Raw genomic sequence first — 17,142 nt, 5'->3', positions numbered from 1 at the left:
GCCGCTGGCGATTGCCACGTATTCCTAACAAGGAGCACCGGTTTTGACGATGGTTTCCACCCCCGCGCGGGGAGATGCCCAGGTTTCCGCACTCGATGACGACGAAGTCCGTCGTATCCGCAATGATTTCCCTGTTCTTGAGCAGGAAATCAATGGCAAACCCCTGGTCTATCTGGATTCGGGTGCCACTTCGCAGAACCCTCGAAGTGTGCTGGAGGCGGAGCAGGAATTCTACGAGCAGCGAAACTCCGCTGTCCATCGGGGTGCCCATCACCTCGCCGTCGAAGCAACGGACGCTTTCGAAGACGCACGGGCTACCGTGGCACGTTTTGTGGGCGTGCAGGATGATGAGCTGATCTGGACGACTAATGCCACCGCAGGGCTGAACCTACTGGCCTACTCGTTTTCGAACGCCAGCGTGGGCCGGTCGGGTGCGGAAGCCGGGCCCTTTGCCCTCAAGCCGGGCGACGAAGTGCTTGTCACCGAAATGGAACACCACGCCAACCTGATCCCATGGCAGGAACTGTGCCGGCGCACCGGCGCCACCCTCAGGTACATTCCCATTGACGACGCCGGTGTGCTGAGGCTTGAGGAAGCATCGCGCCTGGTTACCGCGCGCACCAGGATCCTGGCCTTCACCCACACTTCCAACGTGCTCGGCAACATCAACCCGGTGGACGTATTGGTCCGGATGGCGCGGGAAGTGGGTGCCTTGGTGGTCCTGGACGCCTGCCAGTCCGCGCCGCACCTCCCCTTGGATTTCAAGGCCTTGGACGTTGACTTCGCCGTGTTTTCCGGCCACAAAATGCTGGGACCTACGGGAATCGGCGCGGTCTACGGCCGCAGCGAGCTGCTCAACGCGATGCCACCGTTCCTGACTGGTGGTTCCATGATCACCACGGTGACGATGGAACAAGCCCAGTACTTGCCCGCGCCCCAGCGTTTCGAGGCCGGAACGCAGCCCATTTCGCAGGCTGTGGCCCTGGCCGCGGCGGTGAACTACCTCGCTGAAACAGGGATGCAGCGGGTGGCCCTTCGTGAGGCGGAGCTTGGCCAAAGGCTTGTCACGGGCCTCAGCGCCATCGACGGCGTGCGCGTGCTGGGACCAGGGCCAGGAGAAGAACGGACCGGGCTTGCCGCGTTCGACGTCGCAGGAGTGCACGCCCACGATGTGGGGCAGTACCTCGATAATCTGGGCATCGCAGTCCGGGTCGGCCACCATTGTGCGCAGCCCCTGCACCGCAGGCTAGGCCTGACTGCCTCTACCAGGGCCAGTACTTACCTGTACACCACATCCGAGGAAGTAGACCTGTTGATTGGGGCGGTTGCCGGGATTCGCCCATACTTCGGGGTAGCGGCGCCTGGAGCCAAGTCATGAGTGGTCTGGACTCCTTGTACCAACAGCTGATCCTGGAGCACTCCAAGACCCGCAGCGGGGGAGACCTGGCTGAACTGCCGGCCGCCGCGATGGGTACGGCCGGCACGGGGCAGAGTCACCAGCTCAATCCCATCTGCGGGGACGAAATCACCCTGCGGCTCAGTGTCGGTGCTGCCGGAGACGGACTGGGCGTCACTGAAATCCACTGGAGTGGCGATGGCTGTGCCATTTCGATGGCGTCAGCCTCCATACTCAGTGAAATGGCACCAGGAATGTCCGCGGCGTCCCTTCGAAGGACCATTGATCATTTTCGCGAATTGATGCGCTCGCGCGGCAAGCTGGAAGCGGATGAGGAACTCCTACAGGATGCTGCCGCGCTGGCCGGGGTTGCCAAGTATCCGGCCCGGGTAAAGTGCGCCATGCTCGCGTGGGTGGCTGCGGAAGACGCGCTACGCCAGGCTGAGGCAGGCCAAGAGGTGTCCCGGGTTCTCTAGCGCGGCTGGGCCCAGGTCGAGTAGCGTCCACTCTATTTTGGACTCGTGGCCCGGATTTAGCCTCGGACCATGATCACCTTGGAGAGCAGGCGCGAATGGCGCCGGAGCCAGCATCGGGTCCGCAGGGCGGAATTTGTGGTTGTGGGATTGTTGCTCGCGCTCGTCGCGGTGACGATTCTTTCCGCCTCCATGGGCGCGATGCACTAAAGGCCGAAGGCCATAACGCAGTCAAGCTCGGCGATAGCGGCTGGGCATGGCCGCGCAACCTTGGAAATGCAGGAGACAAAGAAAAGCTCGGACCCGCTAAAACCGGCCCGAGCTTTTTTGTACCGTTGGCCTAGTCATCGCATCATTTGGGTACCGCTGCGATGAGCACCGAAATCGACATGAGACCGAGAATCGCCCAAACAAAGATCAATGACCAGTTCTTCTCTTGGGCTTTCCTGTGGGCCCCATGCCACACTCGTTCCATACTATTCGCGTCCATATCAGCAAGGTATTCCTGCCGATACCGCTCAAATAGCGTGCCAACCACCCTACTTGGAAGCCTCATTACTCCATTTGAAATATCGGCTACTCGTTTGCGGACCGGGCGTCTTGGGCGCGGGTAAAGGCGTCCGGCACGCCGTCGCCGTCGTCGTCCGCCTGTTCCTCCCGCGCCACGCGGCGGTAGTGCCGGTTACGGGCTTTGAGCACGACGGCGGCAAGCACCGCCGCGACCAGGGAACCGGCCAGTATGGCCACTTTCGCGTGGTCATCGTGCGGGGAATCGGTACCGAAGCCGAGCTCGGCGATCAGGAGCGAAACGGTGAAACCGACACCCGCCAGCGTGGCCAGCCCTGCGACGTCGATCCACGCGAGGCCGTCGTCAAGGCGCGCGCGGGTGGTCTTGGTGATGAGGAATGTGGTGCAGAAGACGCCCGCCGTCTTGCCCACTACAAGGGCCAGCACGATGCCCACCGCCACCGGATCGCGCAAGGCAGCGCCCAGTCCCTCGCCGCCGCCCAGCGCCACGCCAGCAGAAAAGAAGGCGAACACGGGCACGGCAAAGCCTGCCGACAAGGGACGCAGCCTGTGCTCGAAGGTTTCCGCGAGTCCGGCCGCGGGCTCGCCCTCCTTTCCTGAGGCCCTCACCGGTACGGCGAAGGCTAGCAGGACCCCGGCCACGGTGGCGTGGATTCCCGAAGCATGGACCATGGCCCAGGTGGCCGCGGCAAGGGGGAGCAGCAGGTACCAACTGCGGACGCGCTTCTGGACAGGCTTGTTCACGAGGAAGGCAAAGAGGGCAAGCGGCACGGCGGCGGCCAGCAGCATGAGGGGCTCGAGGCCGCCCGAATAGAAAAACGCGATGATGCCGATGGCGATCAAGTCGTCCACCACGGCCAGCGTCAGCAAGAAGGTTCGCAAGGCCGCTGGCAGATGCGTATTGATGACGGCAAGGACGGCCAAGGCGAAGGCGATGTCCGTGGCAGTAGGGATGGCCCAGCCCTTGAGCGTTTCCGCGCCCGAGCCGAGATTGAGGAGCACGTAAATGAGAGCGGGAAGGGCCACTCCGCCCACAGCCGCCGCTACTGGGACGATCGCTTTTGCAGGCCTTCGCAATTCCCCGGCCAAGAATTCGCGCTTCAGCTCCAGTCCGGCGATGAAGAAGAACACGGCCAGGAGTCCGTCAGACGCCCAGTGGCCCAGGCTCAGCTCCAGATGCCATGGGGCGTAGCCGATCTTGACATCGCGCAGGGCGAAGTAGCCATCGGCAAGTGGCGAATTGGCCCAGACGAGGGCGGCCACCGTGGCGGCTAGCAGGAGCGCGCCACCAACGGTTTCGGTGCGAAGGATGGCCAGGACCCGCTGGTACTCGGGGAAGCTGGAGCGGCTGAAAACCCTGGAAGAGGCAGCAGGGAGTGGGCGATTCGCCATGGTGGCTCCTGTGGAGGTTGGGAAGCTCGGTCGACAAAACTATTGCCGACCAGACTTCCCGGCGCACCTGAACTCCATTTTAGCCGAAGCCCCCCAACTGGCTCGCATTTGTTGTCGTTATAAGGGCTTATAACGACTGTGGAGTCTCATGACTTAATGGACACTTATGTCTCATGACTTCGTGGACAGTGTGTCTCAGGACCTCGTAGACAGACGGGGCGGGTTTGCTCTGGTTCATGAGCAAACCCGCCCCGAAGATCAGTGTCCGTCATGCCGTTGCTACGTGGCCGGCCGATGCGCCACGCGGTGCCGTGAGCGCGTTCTGCACCGAACACGGTGTCTCGCGTGCCTGGTTCTACAAGGTCCGCACGGCGGCCGGACGCGTCGGGCCGGTGAAGGCCCTGGAGATCAAGCGCCCGGTGCCGTTGACCAGCCCGAAAGCCACGGCACCGGCGATGGTCGAACTCCTGCTGGCCACCCGGGCGGATCTTGAGGCCAAGGGGCTGGATCACGGCCCGTTGTCGGTAATCGCAAAGCTGTCCCGGCAAGGCTTCGCCCCGCCGTCCCGGGCGACGGTGGCCAGGATCTTCGACCGGGCCGGTGTCGTGGTGCCCGAGCCGCGGAAGAAGCCCCGCAGCGCCTACCAGCGGTTCGTCTACCCGCAACCGAACGCGTGCTGGCAGATCGACGCGACCGAGTGGCGGCTGGCCGACGGGAAGACCGTGGCGGTCTTCCAGCTCCTCGATGACCACTCCCGCCTGGCCCTGGCCTCCCTGGCGGCCACCGGGGAAACGAGCGAGGCCGCGATCGCCGTCGTCGCCCTGGCCATCGAACGCCACGGCGTGCCGGAGAAATTCCTCTCCGACAACGGCGCGGCCCTGAACCCGACCCGCCGCGGACGCACCGGCGCACTCGTGGAGTTCCTCAAATCCCACGGTGTGGAACCGATCACCGGCAGACCGGGCAAACCCACCACCCAGGGCAAGAACGAACGCTTCCACCGCACCCTGCACCAGTACCTGCACCGCCAGCCGCCGGCCCCGTCGATTCCCGTCCTGCAAGCCCAGATCGATACCTTCGACCACTACTACAACACCGAACGCGAACACCAGGCCCTGCCCGGGGCCCTGACCCCGCAGGAAGCCTGGGACGCGACCCCGAAAACACCCGCACCGGCCCTCCCGGAACCCGCCATGACCGTCCCGGCACCGGCACGGAGCACGCAACGGCTCGTCAGGAACGACGGCCGCGTTACCGTGCTGGGAACCGCGTTCAACATCGGCCAGGACCTGGCCGGGAGCACCGTGCACATCGTTTACGACCACGCCGAGATCATGTTCTTCGACACCCGCGGCACCGAGATCACCACCCACCCCCTGCCTGTCAAAGGCACCCGCTACGTCGGCAACGGCAAACCCTCAGGCATCGCAGCAGACCCCGCCGGAGCACGCCGGAAACGGACACGCTACCCGCGCCTCAAACCACCCACGGACGAAGTGTCCACGAAATCATGAGACATCAACCGTCCACAAGGTCATGAGACATGAACTGTCCACGAGGTCCCGAGACATGACAAGGGCTTATAACGACAACAAATGCGAGCTAGTTGGGCTCGGAGGGGCGTTAGGCGAGCAGGCCCGCTACTCCGATGACCGCCGTCGCGAGTCCAAGCACCATGGAGATGGTGACCAGGACGACATGGACCGTGAGGAACTTCGTGGCTTTCCCGTTGGCGTCGCGGGCACGCGGGTCTGCCGTGACGCGGCGCAGGAACTGCGGCCAAACGATCAGGGACCACGCCCCCGCGACGATCAGCACAATGGAGAGCCCGGCTGCCAGCTTCACGCTAGTGGCTTTCGAGCCAGGCCTGCGCCTGCTGGGACTGGATGTTCAAGGCCTTGCCAACCATCGGTTCGGCCGCTTCGGCTATCTTGCCGCCGAGGAACGGAACCGACGACGTGACGGCACCTTCGAGCTCGACGCGGGTGTTGCCGCCGTCGGCCACCAGGTTCTGCACCGCGGTGACATCGAGCGGGGCGCCGGAGATCTTCAAGGAGATGTTGCTGGTCCGGGAGCCATCGGCCGTCGGGGCATCCCACTTCTCGGTCTGGGTGACGGTGAGCTTCTCGCCCACGAACTTGCGGGCGATCTCCGGGAGGCGCGTGGTGGGCAGGGTGCGGACCGTGATGGTGGTGAAGGCGCCGGCGACATCGCCGTCGATCTGGAATGATTCCAAAGTGCCGCCGACATACTCGCTCGTATGGCGCAGGAAGTCTTCGTCGATGAAAGTAGCGGCTACGCGGTCGACGCCGTAGGGCAGGGTGGTGGATGCGTTCAGGGCCATGGGGGTCCTCCGTGAATATCTCGGTTGAAAGCTCTTGCGGCTCCCAAACATCCTACGGTGTGGGCGAGGTAGGCTAGGAACGCCCCGGGATTCGAGAGAATTTCGGGTTTTCGTGTTGCCTTCCCCCATCCGACTTCCCTCTTCCGAGGAGTGCCATCCATGAGCCCTAAAGGCCATCCGTCAACGGTTAACTCCGGAATCAGCCACCCCGGCGCTGTCGCATCCCTCGACGGATTGCGGCGTGCCCTGGGCGAGGACCGGACGTTCGCGCGGGTCAGGCCCGAGGCTTCGCGGGCCTTCACCGAACGCAGCTCTGACTACCAGATCAGCGCCCCCGCAGGCTTGAGGGCGGCGCTCCTGGCGGAAATGGCCGATGGCCTCGCCTCCCAAGGCTTTGAAGACAGCGCGGTGGTTTTGGCTGTGACGGCCACGGGACGCGAAGCCGAGGATCTGACGGCGGCACTGGCGGCCTATCTTCCGGCGGATTCGGTGGTGGCCTTCCCCAGCTGGGAGACCTTGCCACACGAAAGGCTCTCGCCCCGCTCGGACACGGTGGGCCGCAGGCTCTCAGTCCTGCGCCGTTTGGCCCACCCGGAAACCTCGACGGCGGGTCCCCTGCGGGTGGTCGTGGCGCCGGTTCGCGCTGTGGTCCAGCCGGTCGTGGCGGGCCTGGGGGAACTGGTTCCGGTGACGTTGAGGGTAGGGCAGGAAATGCCCTTCAGCGACGTGGTACGGCGCCTTGCCGACGCTGCCTATTCGCGCGTGGACATGGTTACCCACCGGGGTGAATTCGCCGTCAGGGGCGGTATTTTGGACGTTTTTCCGCCTACCGAGGACCACCCGATCAGGGTGGAATTCTTCGGTGACGAGGTGGACCAAATGCGCTGGTTCGCTGTGGCCGACCAGCGTTCGCTCTCCGGTCCGGCCGTGCACCACCCCACCGAACTGCACGCCCCGCCGTGCCGGGAAATCCTCATAACGCCGTCCGTCATGTCCCGGGCCGCCAGGCTCAAGGCTGACATGCCGGCAGCCGCGGACATGCTGGAAAAGATCGCAGGCGGCATCGCCGTCGAGGGCATGGAGTCATTGGCCCCCGTCCTCGTGGACGCGATGGTGCCTTTCGTGGACCAGTTGCCCGCCGGCTCGATCGGTGTGGTCATCGAACCGGAGAAGGTCCGTACCCGCGCGCACGACCTCGCGGCCACCAACGAGGAGTTCCTTGAGGCGGCATGGTCCACAGCGTCCGACGGCGGGACCGCGCCTCTCGATCTGGCCTCGCAGGCCGCGACGGATCTGCACGCGGCCAGCTTCCAGTCTTTGACGGACACCCGGAGTGCGGCTCTGGCCCACTCCGTCTCCTGGTGGTCCATTACGTCCTTGGCGACGGACGAAGAGCTGGTTCTCGACATCGACGTCTTGAACCTGCACGCCCGCGAACCGCGCGGCTACCAAGGCGACGTCGCGGAGATGCTCGAATTCATCGGGTCCCACGTGCGCGACCAGTGGCGCATTGTGGTGGCCACGGACGGACCGGGCCCGGCCCAGCGCCTCGCCGAGTTGTTCCATGATGCAGACATTCCGTGTTCCCGCGTCGAATCCCTGGCGCACGAACCCCAGGCAGGCATCATTGAGGTGACTACGGCCGCCGTCGGCCGCGGTTTTGTCCTGGACGGCCTCAAGCTAGGGCTGCTTACGGAAGCGGACCTCCTGGGCCGCACATCGGCCGGGTCCACGAAGGACATGCGGCGCATGCCCTCCAAGCGGCGCAATGCCGTCGATCCCCTCCAGTTGCACGCCGGCGATTTCGTGGTCCACGAACAGCACGGAATCGGGAAGTTCGTGGAGCTGATCCAGCGCAAGGTGGCGGGGTCCTCTGCAGGTCCCTCCGGGGGAGATGCAGGTCTCCGGGAATACCTCGTGCTCGAGTACGCGGCGTCCAAGCGCGGCGCCCCCGGCGACCGGCTTTTCGTCCCGACGGACCAGCTGGACCAGGTGACCCGCTACGTTGGCGGAGACACGCCGTCGTTGAGCAAGATGGGCGGGGCGGACTGGGCGAGCACCAAGTCGAAGGCTCGCAAAGCCGTCAAGGAAATCGCGGGGGAACTCATCCGGCTGTACTCGGCACGCATGGCGTCGCGCGGACATGCCTTCGCGCCGGACACCCCGTGGCAGCGGGAGCTGGAGGAGGCGTTCCCGTATGTGGAGACGCCGGACCAGCTCACCACCATCAACGAGGTCAAGGCCGACATGGAGCGCGAGATCCCGATGGACCGCCTGGTCTCGGGCGACGTCGGGTATGGAAAGACCGAGATCGCCGTCCGCGCCGCGTTCAAGGCCGTGCAGGACGGCAAGCAGGTTGCAGTCCTGGTTCCCACCACGCTGCTCGCCCAGCAGCACTATGAAACGTTCACCGAGCGCTTCTCCGGATTCCCCCTGCGCGTCAAGCCGTTGTCCCGGTTCCAAGGTGCGAAGGAAGCCAAGGAAACCATAGAGGGGGTCAAGAACGGCTCCGTGGATGTGGTCATCGGCACGCACCGCCTGCTGTCCAAGGACTTCGAGTTCAAGGACCTTGGCTTGGTGATCGTCGATGAGGAGCAGCGCTTCGGGGTGGAGCACAAGGAAGCCCTCAAGAAGATGCGCACCAATGTGGACGTCCTCGCCATGAGTGCGACGCCGATCCCGCGGACGCTCGAGATGTCGCTGACAGGTATCCGCGAAACGTCCACGCTGGCCACACCGCCGGAGGAGCGGCACCCGGTGCTGACGTACGTGGGGCCGTTCACCAATAAGCAGACCTCGGCGGCGATCCGGCGCGAACTCATGCGCGAAGGCCAGGTGTTCTTCGTCCACAACCGCGTGTCCTCGATTGAACGCATCGCCGCCCAGATCCGGGAACTGGTCCCCGAAGCCCGGGTGGAAGTGGCGCACGGGCAAATGTCCGAGAGCCGCCTGGAAAAGATCATCGTGGACTTCTGGGAGAAGCGCTTTGACGTCCTTGTCTGCACCACCATCATTGAGACCGGCCTGGATATTTCCAATGCCAACACCCTGATTGTGGACGGTGCGGACAAGTATGGCCTCTCCCAGCTCCATCAGTTACGTGGCAGGGTGGGCCGGGGCCGCGAACGCGCCTACGCCTACTTCCTGTACCCCTCGGAGAAGCCCTTGGGCGAGGTGGCCCTCGAACGGCTCAAAGCCGTCGCCGCCCACAACGAACTCGGCGCAGGCATGCAGTTGGCCATGAAGGACCTCGAAATCCGCGGCGCAGGCAACCTGCTGGGCGGAGAACAGTCCGGACACATCCAGGGCGTTGGCTTCGATCTCTACATCCGCCTTGTCGGTGAAGCCGTGGCCGAGTACCGCGGGGAGGCCGAAGAGAAGGCCGCCGACATGAAGATCGAGTTGCCCGTCAACGCGCACTTGCCGCACGACTACGTGCCGGGAGAGCGCCTGCGCCTCGAGGCCTACCGGAAGCTGGCCGCAGCCATCACCAACGAGGCCATCGACGAGGTCCTGGCGGAACTCGTGGACCGTTACGGTGAGCCGCCGCTGCCCGCGAAGAACTTGATCGCCGTCGCCCGCTTCCGGGTGGGGGCCCGCGAAGCCGGGCTGTCCGACATCGCGCTCCAAGGCAACTTCATCCGCTTCTCGCCCGCCCAGCTGCCCGAGTCCAAAGTCATGCGCCTTAACCGCATGTACCCGGGCTCGCAGACCAAGCCGGCCCTCGACGCCGTGCTGATCCCCAAGCCCAAGACGGCGAGGATCGGTGGCCGGGACCTGCAGGACGCCGAGATCCTGGAGTGGGCCAACACCGTGATTGAAGCTATCTTCGCGGCTTCGCCCGCTTCGCAGACCGCAGGCTAAAGCGATGATGGGAGGACACCACGCCGCGTCCGGGGCCGCGGCGTGGATAGCTATTGCGTCAACCGGCCCGTACGCCTTGGGCTGGTACCCCTTGGACGCCACCGGAATCCTCATTGGAGCGATGACGACGGCGGGGACTGCCTTGGTGTGCGATTGGGACCACCGTGCCAGCACCATTGCCCACTCGCTGCCGCCGCTGTCCAACGTGATCGCCGTCGGGATTGAGAAGGCCAGCGGAGGGCACCGGCAGGGAACCCATTCACTTTTGGGCGCTTCGGCCTTTGTGGTGCTCGCGGCCATGGCTGCCCAGTTCCAGCTGGATACACCCGTGGGCCGGTTATCCGTGGGCGCCGGGCTGTTATGTATGTTCATGATCAACCTGGCAGCGAAGGCCCTCAAGCTGTTCCCGAATACCGGCTGGATCGCCAACTGGGTTTTCGGCCTAGCCATGGCCGGTCTGGTCACGTGGTTCGCTCCGCATCAGTGGAGCTGGCTGCCCTTGTCCATGCTGACCGGCGTCACGGTCCACATTGTGGGTGACATGATCACCACCGGAGGAGTGCCGCTGCTGTGGCCGATCGTCATCAAGCCGCCGAAGTTCTGGCGCAAACTGCCCTTGGTCAGCGGGATCTGGCGGGCCAATGGCGCATTCTCCATTCCGCTGCTAGGCAAGGCCGGTTCGCGGCGGGAGTGGCTGGTCCTGATTCCGGTGGGCGGCTACGCCATGGTTGGCCTTGCCTTGGCGGCCTGGACACTGGTCCGGAACCAGTGGCCAGCCGTCCAGGCCCTCGTGCTGGGCCTGGGCGGCTGACGGTGGATCTCAGAACTTCGAGGGAGAGCTAGCCGTGAAGGTCCCGGTCAGAGGGTTGCCTGCCTTATCCGCAGCGCCTGACGAGGGGGTGTAGGTCGGCGTTTTCTGTTGGACGTTCGTTCCTGCGACACCGCCCCCCGAAGCGCTCCCGCCGAGGGTGATGACAAGTGTCCCGGTGGACTGGGTCCAGGCCATGGTGGACGCTGTGAAGTTCAGGGGCGACGTGGTGCTGGTGTTGTAGACGGCGACAAGGGCCACGCTGCCGAATGACGGTGCCGTGCAGGTTGTGCTGCCCGTGCTGGTGAATCTCAGTACTTCGTCCGTGCCGATACTAGCGGTCCCGTCCACGGTCTGGTTGGGGGACGAGGAGTTCCAGCCGCTGCACAGAGTGTGTGGGTCCATGTCCGTCGAAAAGACGATGGTGAGCGTGTCTCCCGCGTCGGCCTTCTTTGCGGTGGCGCCGCCGCTGCCTAAGGTAACGGAGCTGACCGTCGGGGGAAAGTCGATGGCTATGGCCTGCGTTTGGCTGCCACTGGAGTTGCCGGCCGCATCGGTAGCGAAGTAGGAAATGTTGTGGGCGGCCTCCCCCGTGACGCTCACGGAGGCGGTTGCGCCGGCGACGGTGACTTGGGTGCCGGTGTCCACCTGGTAGGTGATGGATGCTACGCCCGAACCGCCGACGTCCGTCGCACCGAGGTTCACTGTCACCGGGCTGGTGGCGTAATAGCCCCGGGAGTTTGGCGTTGGCGAGATTGAGGTGACCCCGACGACGGGCAAAATGGTATCGATCTTGACGGTTTGGGTCTGCGGTGTGCTGGCGTTCCCCGCGACGTCCGTGGCGAAGTAGGACACCGTGTGGGTGCCGTCGCCGCCGCTGACATTCACCGCGGCTGTGGCCGCGTTGACCGTCACAGTGGTGCCGCCGTCGACCGAGTACTTGATGTTTGCAACACCGGAACCGCCTGTATTGTCAACGGCGGCGAGGTTGACGGTGACAGTACTGGTGCGGTTGAAGCCCGCGCCATTCGGCGCCGGGGAAATTGAAGTCACGCCGACGGTGGGCGGAGTCGTATCAACAGTTACGCCTGCGCTCCGTACACTCTCCGCACCTGTCCACAAAGAGATGACTGGTGTGACTGTGTAATACCAGGTCCCGCCGGGCAGGTTTTGTTCTACGCAGCTGAGGCCGGACACCGTTCCTGCGCAGCCTCCTCCAGCGGCGATTTTGGTACCGCCGGAGGGCGACGAGTAGCGGGCCACGGTGTAGCCCGCTACTGCGTGTCCGCCCGGTGTGGCCACGGCCGCCCAGTTGACCGTGGTATTTGTACCGTTCAGTGAGGCCACCGGAGCGCCGCCCTGCGGCATGGTGTCTGCTTTGGCCGCGCCGAAATTGCTGCTGCTCAGCGATTGCCAGAAGGCGCTGGCCGCCGGGCCGCCCCAGGAAATGAACAGGACTGCCAATAGCGTCCACGTCACGCGACGGCGGAGTGCATACCTGGATCCGAGTCCTGCAGAGTGCTTGGGCCTGTTCATTTGCGGACCGCCATCGTCACTGGAAGGTGGAATACGGCGCCCTGGCAGCTGGATTGCGAAGCCGTCGACATCGATGCGGCTGCGGGCAGGGTGATCAGAACGGAAGTGTTCGCTGGTATGGACACCGTCGGCGTGAGAGGCGCGGCCGGGGCGTTGAACGTCACGCCCGTGGTGGTGCACAGCGGGTGGGATGAATCCGCGGTAGCGGCTCCGTTGGCGGTGAAACTGTACACCTGCACCGTGAAGGCATTTGGATTGCTCGCCCGCACGATGACGTCCGCGGTACCTCCCGGGACAAGGGTGGTTGCGGGACTGTCACCGGCCACCAAAGCGTCCACGGTCACCGTCTGCATGGTGCCGTTGGCGGCCGAGCCGCTGCCGATCCCGATGGTTGACCAATAGGCGTAGGCCGATCCGACTCCCAACAACAGGCTCAGCAGGGCAGCCGTCACGGCCGCTTTGGCTGCCGCCAAGGAGCCGGTCTTCATCCACCTGTTCGCTTTCATGTCAGCTGCCCGCATTTCAGTTGCCCTGTCCCGTTCCGGAGTAGGAAAGCTGGATGGTTGCGCCTTTGCAACCGTCCTGGTTGAGCGAGGTGTCCAGCATTCTTATCTGTGGCCACCGAGCCGCCGGGATGCCGCTCGTCGAGAGCGAGGAATTGCCTGGCGGGGCAGAGATCGGATAACTGCCGCTGAATTGGGTGATGACGTAGTCCGAAGGATTGCAGGGCCGGTTGTTCGCCACGGCTTGTGCGGTCCGGGTAACTCCCGTGACCGAAACAGTCAGGCCGGTGACGTTGAGGCTGGAATTACCAGGGTTTGCCAACTGAAGATCAATCGACACGGCCGAGCCTGGCGTCAGGAGTCCGGCGGGACCGCCTGAGATGGTGAACGGTTGGTGCTGCCCGGCGGTCACCGTCAAGGAAACGACGACGACGGCGGACTGTACCGTCCCGCTGGTGCCCTTGAGGCTCAGGGAGTAGGTTCCAAGAGGTGTGGCGGATGTAGTGGAGACGTTGAGGTCCGCTGACGCCGACCCTGGCCCGGGGGCGAGGACTGCAGGCGAAAACGCTGCCGTGGCGCCTGCCGGCAGTCCCGAGATTGACAGTGAGACGTTGCCAGCAAACCCGCCTGTGGGCTGGACCATGACGTTGTAGCTTGCCGAGGTTCCCTGTGTGACGGACCTGCTGGTGGGTGCAAGCTGCAGCGTGATGCCTTTTGGCGGGTTTTGGTTGCCGTTGCCATTAGTACCGGCGGCAAGCACGACGCCCGATGTGAGGATCGTCAAAAGGAGGCCTGCCAGGAGCATTTTGGCTCCCGTGCGAACGGTGCGGATCGGCGATCGGAATAACTCCGGAATGCGTGGCACCGGTTCCTCCTCTGGGTTTGTTCTGCGTCTCTGTTAGGACAGCACAAGCTGGTGGGCCGTTGCGGGCCCACCAGCTCAATGGCTAGTTGCTGGTGTAGGTGAGGTTGACGGTGGCGCCCTTGCAGCCGTCCTGGTTGGTGCCGGGCTTGTCGTTGAACGCGAGCGTCGCACCGCCCCAACTGCCCACACCCGTACCGCTGGCCACTTCGTGGGCGACGGTCACTGTCGGTGAGGCGAGGGTGAAGTCGGTCGCGTCGCAGGCCCCGACTGCACCAGCGGCCTGGGTGACGCTCGCGATGCTTGCCGTCACGCTGGCAACATAAACCGGGCTGGTGTTGCCGTTGTTGAAGTTGCCGCTCAAGACCTGAGGTGCGCCGCCCGGCTTTAGATCGGTGACGGAGCTGGTCTGCACGACAGTGATCGGGAGATTTGTGCCTGTTGCTCCGGAGGCGACACCGCTACCGGTGTTGGTCCAGTATGCGAAGGCTGCTCCGCCGCTTGCCGCTACGAGCGCAACGGATGCTGCTACCGCGTATACTTTTCCCTTTTTGCTCAATTTACGCATGGTGAGACTCCTTGTTAATTGGTATTCCCCGGAATAGGCGACGGCGGCAAGGAATTCGGAAATACCAATCCTGCTTGGACTGCCCATTCATTTGATGACCAAATGCTGGCATGGGCAGTCTTTAACTAACAACGAGTGGTGCTACCCGTCTTTCCCAACAAAAACGAGTGGTACTACTTGGTTTGCGATCCATCTGTGGGAAATCGCCAATGGGGGCCCGGCTGCTTGTTCAAGGCTGGTCGACCCCAAGTGGCTGGGTTGTACCGGCGAGATCCTGGATTCTCTCGGTAGCGGCCCAACTGGCAAGCAAGCGGAGGCGTTCATCGGACGGGGATCCAGGTACTGCCGGGTAGACCGTAAGTTTGAAGCCAGGGTCTTCAGCAAGGTCCATGGATTCGTAGGCGAGTTCGCCAGCGGGTTCGGAATTCTTCGCTGCGCATGGACAATTCTCCGACGAGGTCTGCTAAACGTTTGTCGAAAGGATTGCGTCCGCTCTGCGTGCGCAGGATTGCCACGTTGGTATCGGCTGCGAGCTCCCAATTTGGGTAAAAATCCCTCTGACCTTCTTGGTGGGACAACGACGGCGACACGCCCTTTCGGCGGTTCCTCGGGGCGAGTCGCCGTCGTTCGCGTTGAAAGGAGGTCAAAAGTGGCGGAACCACACTTAAATCACTGTGGCCCCGGACCAGGTCCGGGGCCACAGTAATTGGGGTTAAGTCTTAGCTTTCGCCGGCCGAGTTGGAGCGGCCGAGGATGGTTTGCGGAATCCAGAATGCAAGGGCAAAGAGGCCGAGGCACACGGCCATGGGCCACGGGTTGCTAAGCGTCAGGAAGGACAGCGAATACATCGCCCCGAGGAATAGGACCATGATGACCGCGAAGATCAAAATGCTCTGGCCCAGGTTGTTCTCTTTTTCGATGGGCTTGCTGGCGTTCTGGGACATGCTTTCCTCCTCGGCCCCTAGGGGCTCAAAAACTTTGGCGGCTGCGGGGCTATTCAGTACGCGGATGAACCTTGTTCACCCTTGACGATGGCAATCCCGGAGCTCGCACCGATACGTGTTGCACCAGCAGCAATCATAGCCTGTGCATCAGCCAGGGAACGCACTCCGCCGGAGGCCTTGACCCCGATGTCAGGGCCCACTGTCTTGCGCATGAGGGCAACGTCCTCGGCCGTTGCGCCGCCACCGTTGAAGCCGGTTGATGTCTTGACGAAGTCCGCCCCGGCCTCCACGGAAGCCTCGCAAGCCAGGACCTTTTGCTCGTCATTCAGCAGCGCGGTCTCGATGATGACCTTCAGGATGGCCCCGCCCGCGTGGACCGCCTCCGCCACCGCTGTGATGTCATCCACCAATGCGCCCTTGTCCCCGGCCCGGGCTGCGGCGATGTTGATCACCATGTCGATTTCATCTGCTCCGTCCAGCACGGCACCGCGGGCTTCAAAAGCCTTGACGTCGCTGGGGGTAGCACCCAGCGGGAAGCCAACCACCGAGCAGGTGAGCACGCCGGAACCCTTGAGTGCCTTCGTGACAGTCTTGACCCAAATCGGATTGACGCACACCGATTTGAACTTGTACTCGGCGGCCTCCGCACAGACCTGGCGCACCTCGGCCTCGCTGGCCTCCGGCTTGAGGAGAGTGTGGTCGATGTAGGAAGCGATGCTTGCACTATTGTCCAGTGCGGTAGAGGCTTCGTTGCTCATGGAGGTCCTTCCGTGGCGGGCCCGGTGGCTTCGCGCCGCATGGGTCGCGGCTCGTCAAATGACCATCTTGCCACACTGCCGGACCGCCGTGGAGGCTGTCCTGAAACGGGGGGATACCAAGTGTCGGGCCAGTGTCAGGCAGCGGCGACGGCGGTCCGCCCAGCCCTCGGAGCGCGGAACCTGGCGTCTTCTTCAAGCCGGGCGGCGCAATGGGCCGCTGCCGCATCGGAAGACAAGACGAGCCCCAAGCGCATGCCGTCCCAGGAGGCGGCGTCGCCGATCGCCCAGATGCCCGGCACGGAAGTGGTGAAGTCGCGCCCTACCCGGATGCCGCCGTCGGGAGCTGTTTGCAGGCCGGCGCTTTCGGCGAGCTCGTTGCGGGGGAGCCGTTCCTCGGCGAGGACCACAAGGTCGCCGTTCATGCTGCTTCCGTCTTCGAAGACGATCCCGGTGGCCGGGAACACCGAACCGGCCACGGAAGGCATGACGGAAGCGGGGCGCAGGGTGGTGCGGACTGGCCGGACTCCGCGGGACCGCAGCACAGCCTCCGCCTGGCCGGCCGCGGGACCAGTGCCCACCAGGATTCCCAGGGGGCGACGGCCCAGGACCCGGGTAATGTCGTTGACCGCGGTGCCGATCTGCTCAGCATCGTCGATGGTGGAGTAGCTCAAGCCGCGCGCAGCGCCCTGGACCGGCGGAAACATCGGCGCGGAGCCGGTGGCGATAACCAATTGGTCGTACGGGAACTCCATGCCCTCGGTGGTGGTCACTGTGCGTGCCTGGGCGTCAATGAAACTCGCGGCCTGGCCGAAGCGAACGGAAACCTGGGGGAGCACAGCAAGTTCCAGGAGCGCATCGGAACAATCGTCGCGGTTGCTCAGAACGGTGATGGTGCCGTGGAAGGCTGCGGTTCCCGGCTGCTGCGAAGGTGTGCTTACCCCCGCCAGCCGACGAATGAGGGCCTGGGCTGCGGGCCCGGCTCCTGCGATGACGAGGTGGACGGAGTCTGCGGACGGGGTGATGGACATGGTGGGTCCCTTCGCTGGATTGACCTGTGGGTACGTGCCTGTCCCCAGCGTAGGCGTTGGGTTTTTCGGTGGTGTTTCCCTGTTGTTGCCATTTCGCAGGCGCCTGTTCCCTGATGGTTACCCGCCGGTAATGAGCTG

16 protein-coding genes and 1 pseudogene are annotated in these 17,142 nt (G+C 64.0%); 6 read left to right on the top strand and 11 right to left on the bottom strand.

Annotated elements, in window-relative coordinates; all coding sequences use genetic code 11:
- Nucleotides 1–43 precede the first annotated feature (43 nt).
- The 3 genes from OW521_RS05695 (at nucleotide 44) to OW521_RS05685 (ending at nucleotide 2,079) form a co-directional block, all read left to right on the top strand.
- Nucleotides 44–1,378, top strand: coding sequence for an aminotransferase class V-fold PLP-dependent enzyme (locus OW521_RS05695; protein WP_268023668.1), 1,335 nt, complete (start codon nucleotides 44–46; stop codon nucleotides 1,376–1,378).
- Nucleotides 1,375–1,872 carry a Fe-S cluster assembly sulfur transfer protein SufU gene (gene sufU, locus OW521_RS05690; RefSeq protein WP_268023666.1) on the top strand — a complete coding sequence of 166 codons (498 nt, stop codon included), beginning with the start codon at nucleotides 1,375–1,377 and terminating at the stop codon, nucleotides 1,870–1,872. Before OW521_RS05695 ends, sufU begins: the two co-directional genes overlap by 4 nt.
- A gap of 69 nt (nucleotides 1,873–1,941) precedes the next feature.
- Nucleotides 1,942–2,079, top strand: coding sequence for a hypothetical protein (locus tag OW521_RS05685; RefSeq protein ID WP_268023665.1), 138 nt, complete (start codon nucleotides 1,942–1,944; stop codon nucleotides 2,077–2,079).
- 366 nt (nucleotides 2,080–2,445) lie between these two features.
- Here the strand turns inward: OW521_RS05685 and nhaA are convergent, their stop codons facing one another.
- Nucleotides 2,446–3,789, bottom strand: a complete 1,344-nt coding sequence (nhaA, locus tag OW521_RS05680) for a Na+/H+ antiporter NhaA (protein ID WP_268023663.1) — start codon at nucleotides 3,787–3,789, stop codon at nucleotides 2,446–2,448.
- Nucleotides 3,790–4,025: 236 nt separating this feature from the next.
- Between nhaA and OW521_RS05675 the strand changes: the two genes are divergently transcribed.
- Entirely contained in the window at nucleotides 4,026–5,303 is a 1,278-nt protein-coding gene (locus OW521_RS05675) for a DDE-type integrase/transposase/recombinase (RefSeq protein WP_268023191.1), read from the top strand.
- A gap of 109 nt (nucleotides 5,304–5,412) precedes the next feature.
- On the opposite strand, the gene OW521_RS05670 is transcribed toward OW521_RS05675, so the two are convergent.
- Complete coding sequence (locus OW521_RS05670) at nucleotides 5,413–5,634, bottom strand: SCO4848 family membrane protein (RefSeq protein ID WP_268023661.1); 222 nt, start codon at nucleotides 5,632–5,634, stop codon at nucleotides 5,413–5,415.
- Nucleotide 5,635: 1 nt separating this feature from the next.
- The gene (locus OW521_RS05665; RefSeq protein ID WP_268023660.1) at nucleotides 5,636–6,133 is read right to left on the bottom strand and encodes a DUF2505 domain-containing protein; all 498 of its coding nucleotides are present in this window, start codon (nucleotides 6,131–6,133) and stop codon (nucleotides 5,636–5,638) included.
- Nucleotides 6,134–6,292: 159 nt separating this feature from the next.
- Between OW521_RS05665 and mfd the strand changes: the two genes are divergently transcribed.
- Both mfd and OW521_RS05655 read left to right on the top strand, forming a co-directional pair.
- Nucleotides 6,293–9,997 carry a transcription-repair coupling factor gene (gene mfd / locus OW521_RS05660; RefSeq protein ID WP_268023658.1) on the top strand — a complete coding sequence of 1,235 codons (3,705 nt, stop codon included), beginning with the start codon at nucleotides 6,293–6,295 and terminating at the stop codon, nucleotides 9,995–9,997.
- A 4-nt stretch (nucleotides 9,998–10,001) separates the two neighbouring features.
- The gene (locus OW521_RS05655; RefSeq protein ID WP_268023655.1) at nucleotides 10,002–10,808 is read left to right on the top strand and encodes a metal-dependent hydrolase; all 807 of its coding nucleotides are present in this window, start codon (nucleotides 10,002–10,004) and stop codon (nucleotides 10,806–10,808) included.
- A 9-nt stretch (nucleotides 10,809–10,817) separates the two neighbouring features.
- Here the strand turns inward: OW521_RS05655 and OW521_RS05650 are convergent, their stop codons facing one another.
- The 8 genes and pseudogenes from OW521_RS05650 to OW521_RS05615 all read right to left on the bottom strand — a co-directional run bounded on the left by OW521_RS05650 (nucleotide 10,818) and on the right by OW521_RS05615 (nucleotide 17,004).
- Nucleotides 10,818–12,341, bottom strand: coding sequence for an OmpL47-type beta-barrel domain-containing protein (locus tag OW521_RS05650; RefSeq protein WP_268023653.1), 1,524 nt, complete (start codon nucleotides 12,339–12,341; stop codon nucleotides 10,818–10,820).
- Entirely contained in the window at nucleotides 12,338–12,862 is a 525-nt protein-coding gene (locus tag OW521_RS05645; protein WP_442781217.1) for a hypothetical protein, read from the bottom strand. The genes OW521_RS05650 and OW521_RS05645 overlap by 4 nt, the downstream gene beginning before the upstream one ends.
- Before the next feature lies 1 nt (nucleotide 12,863).
- Complete coding sequence (locus tag OW521_RS05640; protein ID WP_268023651.1) at nucleotides 12,864–13,709, bottom strand: COG1470 family protein; 846 nt, start codon at nucleotides 13,707–13,709, stop codon at nucleotides 12,864–12,866.
- A gap of 82 nt (nucleotides 13,710–13,791) precedes the next feature.
- Nucleotides 13,792–14,274 carry a hypothetical protein gene (locus OW521_RS05635; RefSeq protein ID WP_268023650.1) on the bottom strand — a complete coding sequence of 161 codons (483 nt, stop codon included), beginning with the start codon at nucleotides 14,272–14,274 and terminating at the stop codon, nucleotides 13,792–13,794.
- A 229-nt stretch (nucleotides 14,275–14,503) separates the two neighbouring features.
- Nucleotides 14,504–14,831: pseudogene (locus OW521_RS05630) on the bottom strand (MmyB family transcriptional regulator); the annotation flags it as partial.
- Nucleotides 14,832–14,993: 162 nt separating this feature from the next.
- On the bottom strand, nucleotides 14,994–15,218 hold the full coding sequence (locus OW521_RS05625; RefSeq protein ID WP_268023648.1) for a hypothetical protein: 225 nt from the start codon (nucleotides 15,216–15,218) through the stop codon (nucleotides 14,994–14,996).
- Between the two features lie 53 nt (nucleotides 15,219–15,271).
- The gene (gene deoC / locus OW521_RS05620) at nucleotides 15,272–15,976 is read right to left on the bottom strand and encodes a deoxyribose-phosphate aldolase (protein ID WP_268023646.1); all 705 of its coding nucleotides are present in this window, start codon (nucleotides 15,974–15,976) and stop codon (nucleotides 15,272–15,274) included.
- Nucleotides 15,977–16,110: 134 nt separating this feature from the next.
- Nucleotides 16,111–17,004 carry an FAD-dependent oxidoreductase gene (locus OW521_RS05615; protein ID WP_268023645.1) on the bottom strand — a complete coding sequence of 298 codons (894 nt, stop codon included), beginning with the start codon at nucleotides 17,002–17,004 and terminating at the stop codon, nucleotides 16,111–16,113.
- Nucleotides 17,005–17,142 lie beyond the last annotated feature (138 nt).

Source organism: Arthrobacter sp. MMS18-M83, assembly GCF_026683955.1.
Classification (GTDB): Bacteria; Actinomycetota; Actinomycetes; order Actinomycetales; family Micrococcaceae; genus Arthrobacter.
Note: the sequence above shows the minus strand (reverse complement) of the source record. Positions and strands in the feature narration are given on the sequence as shown.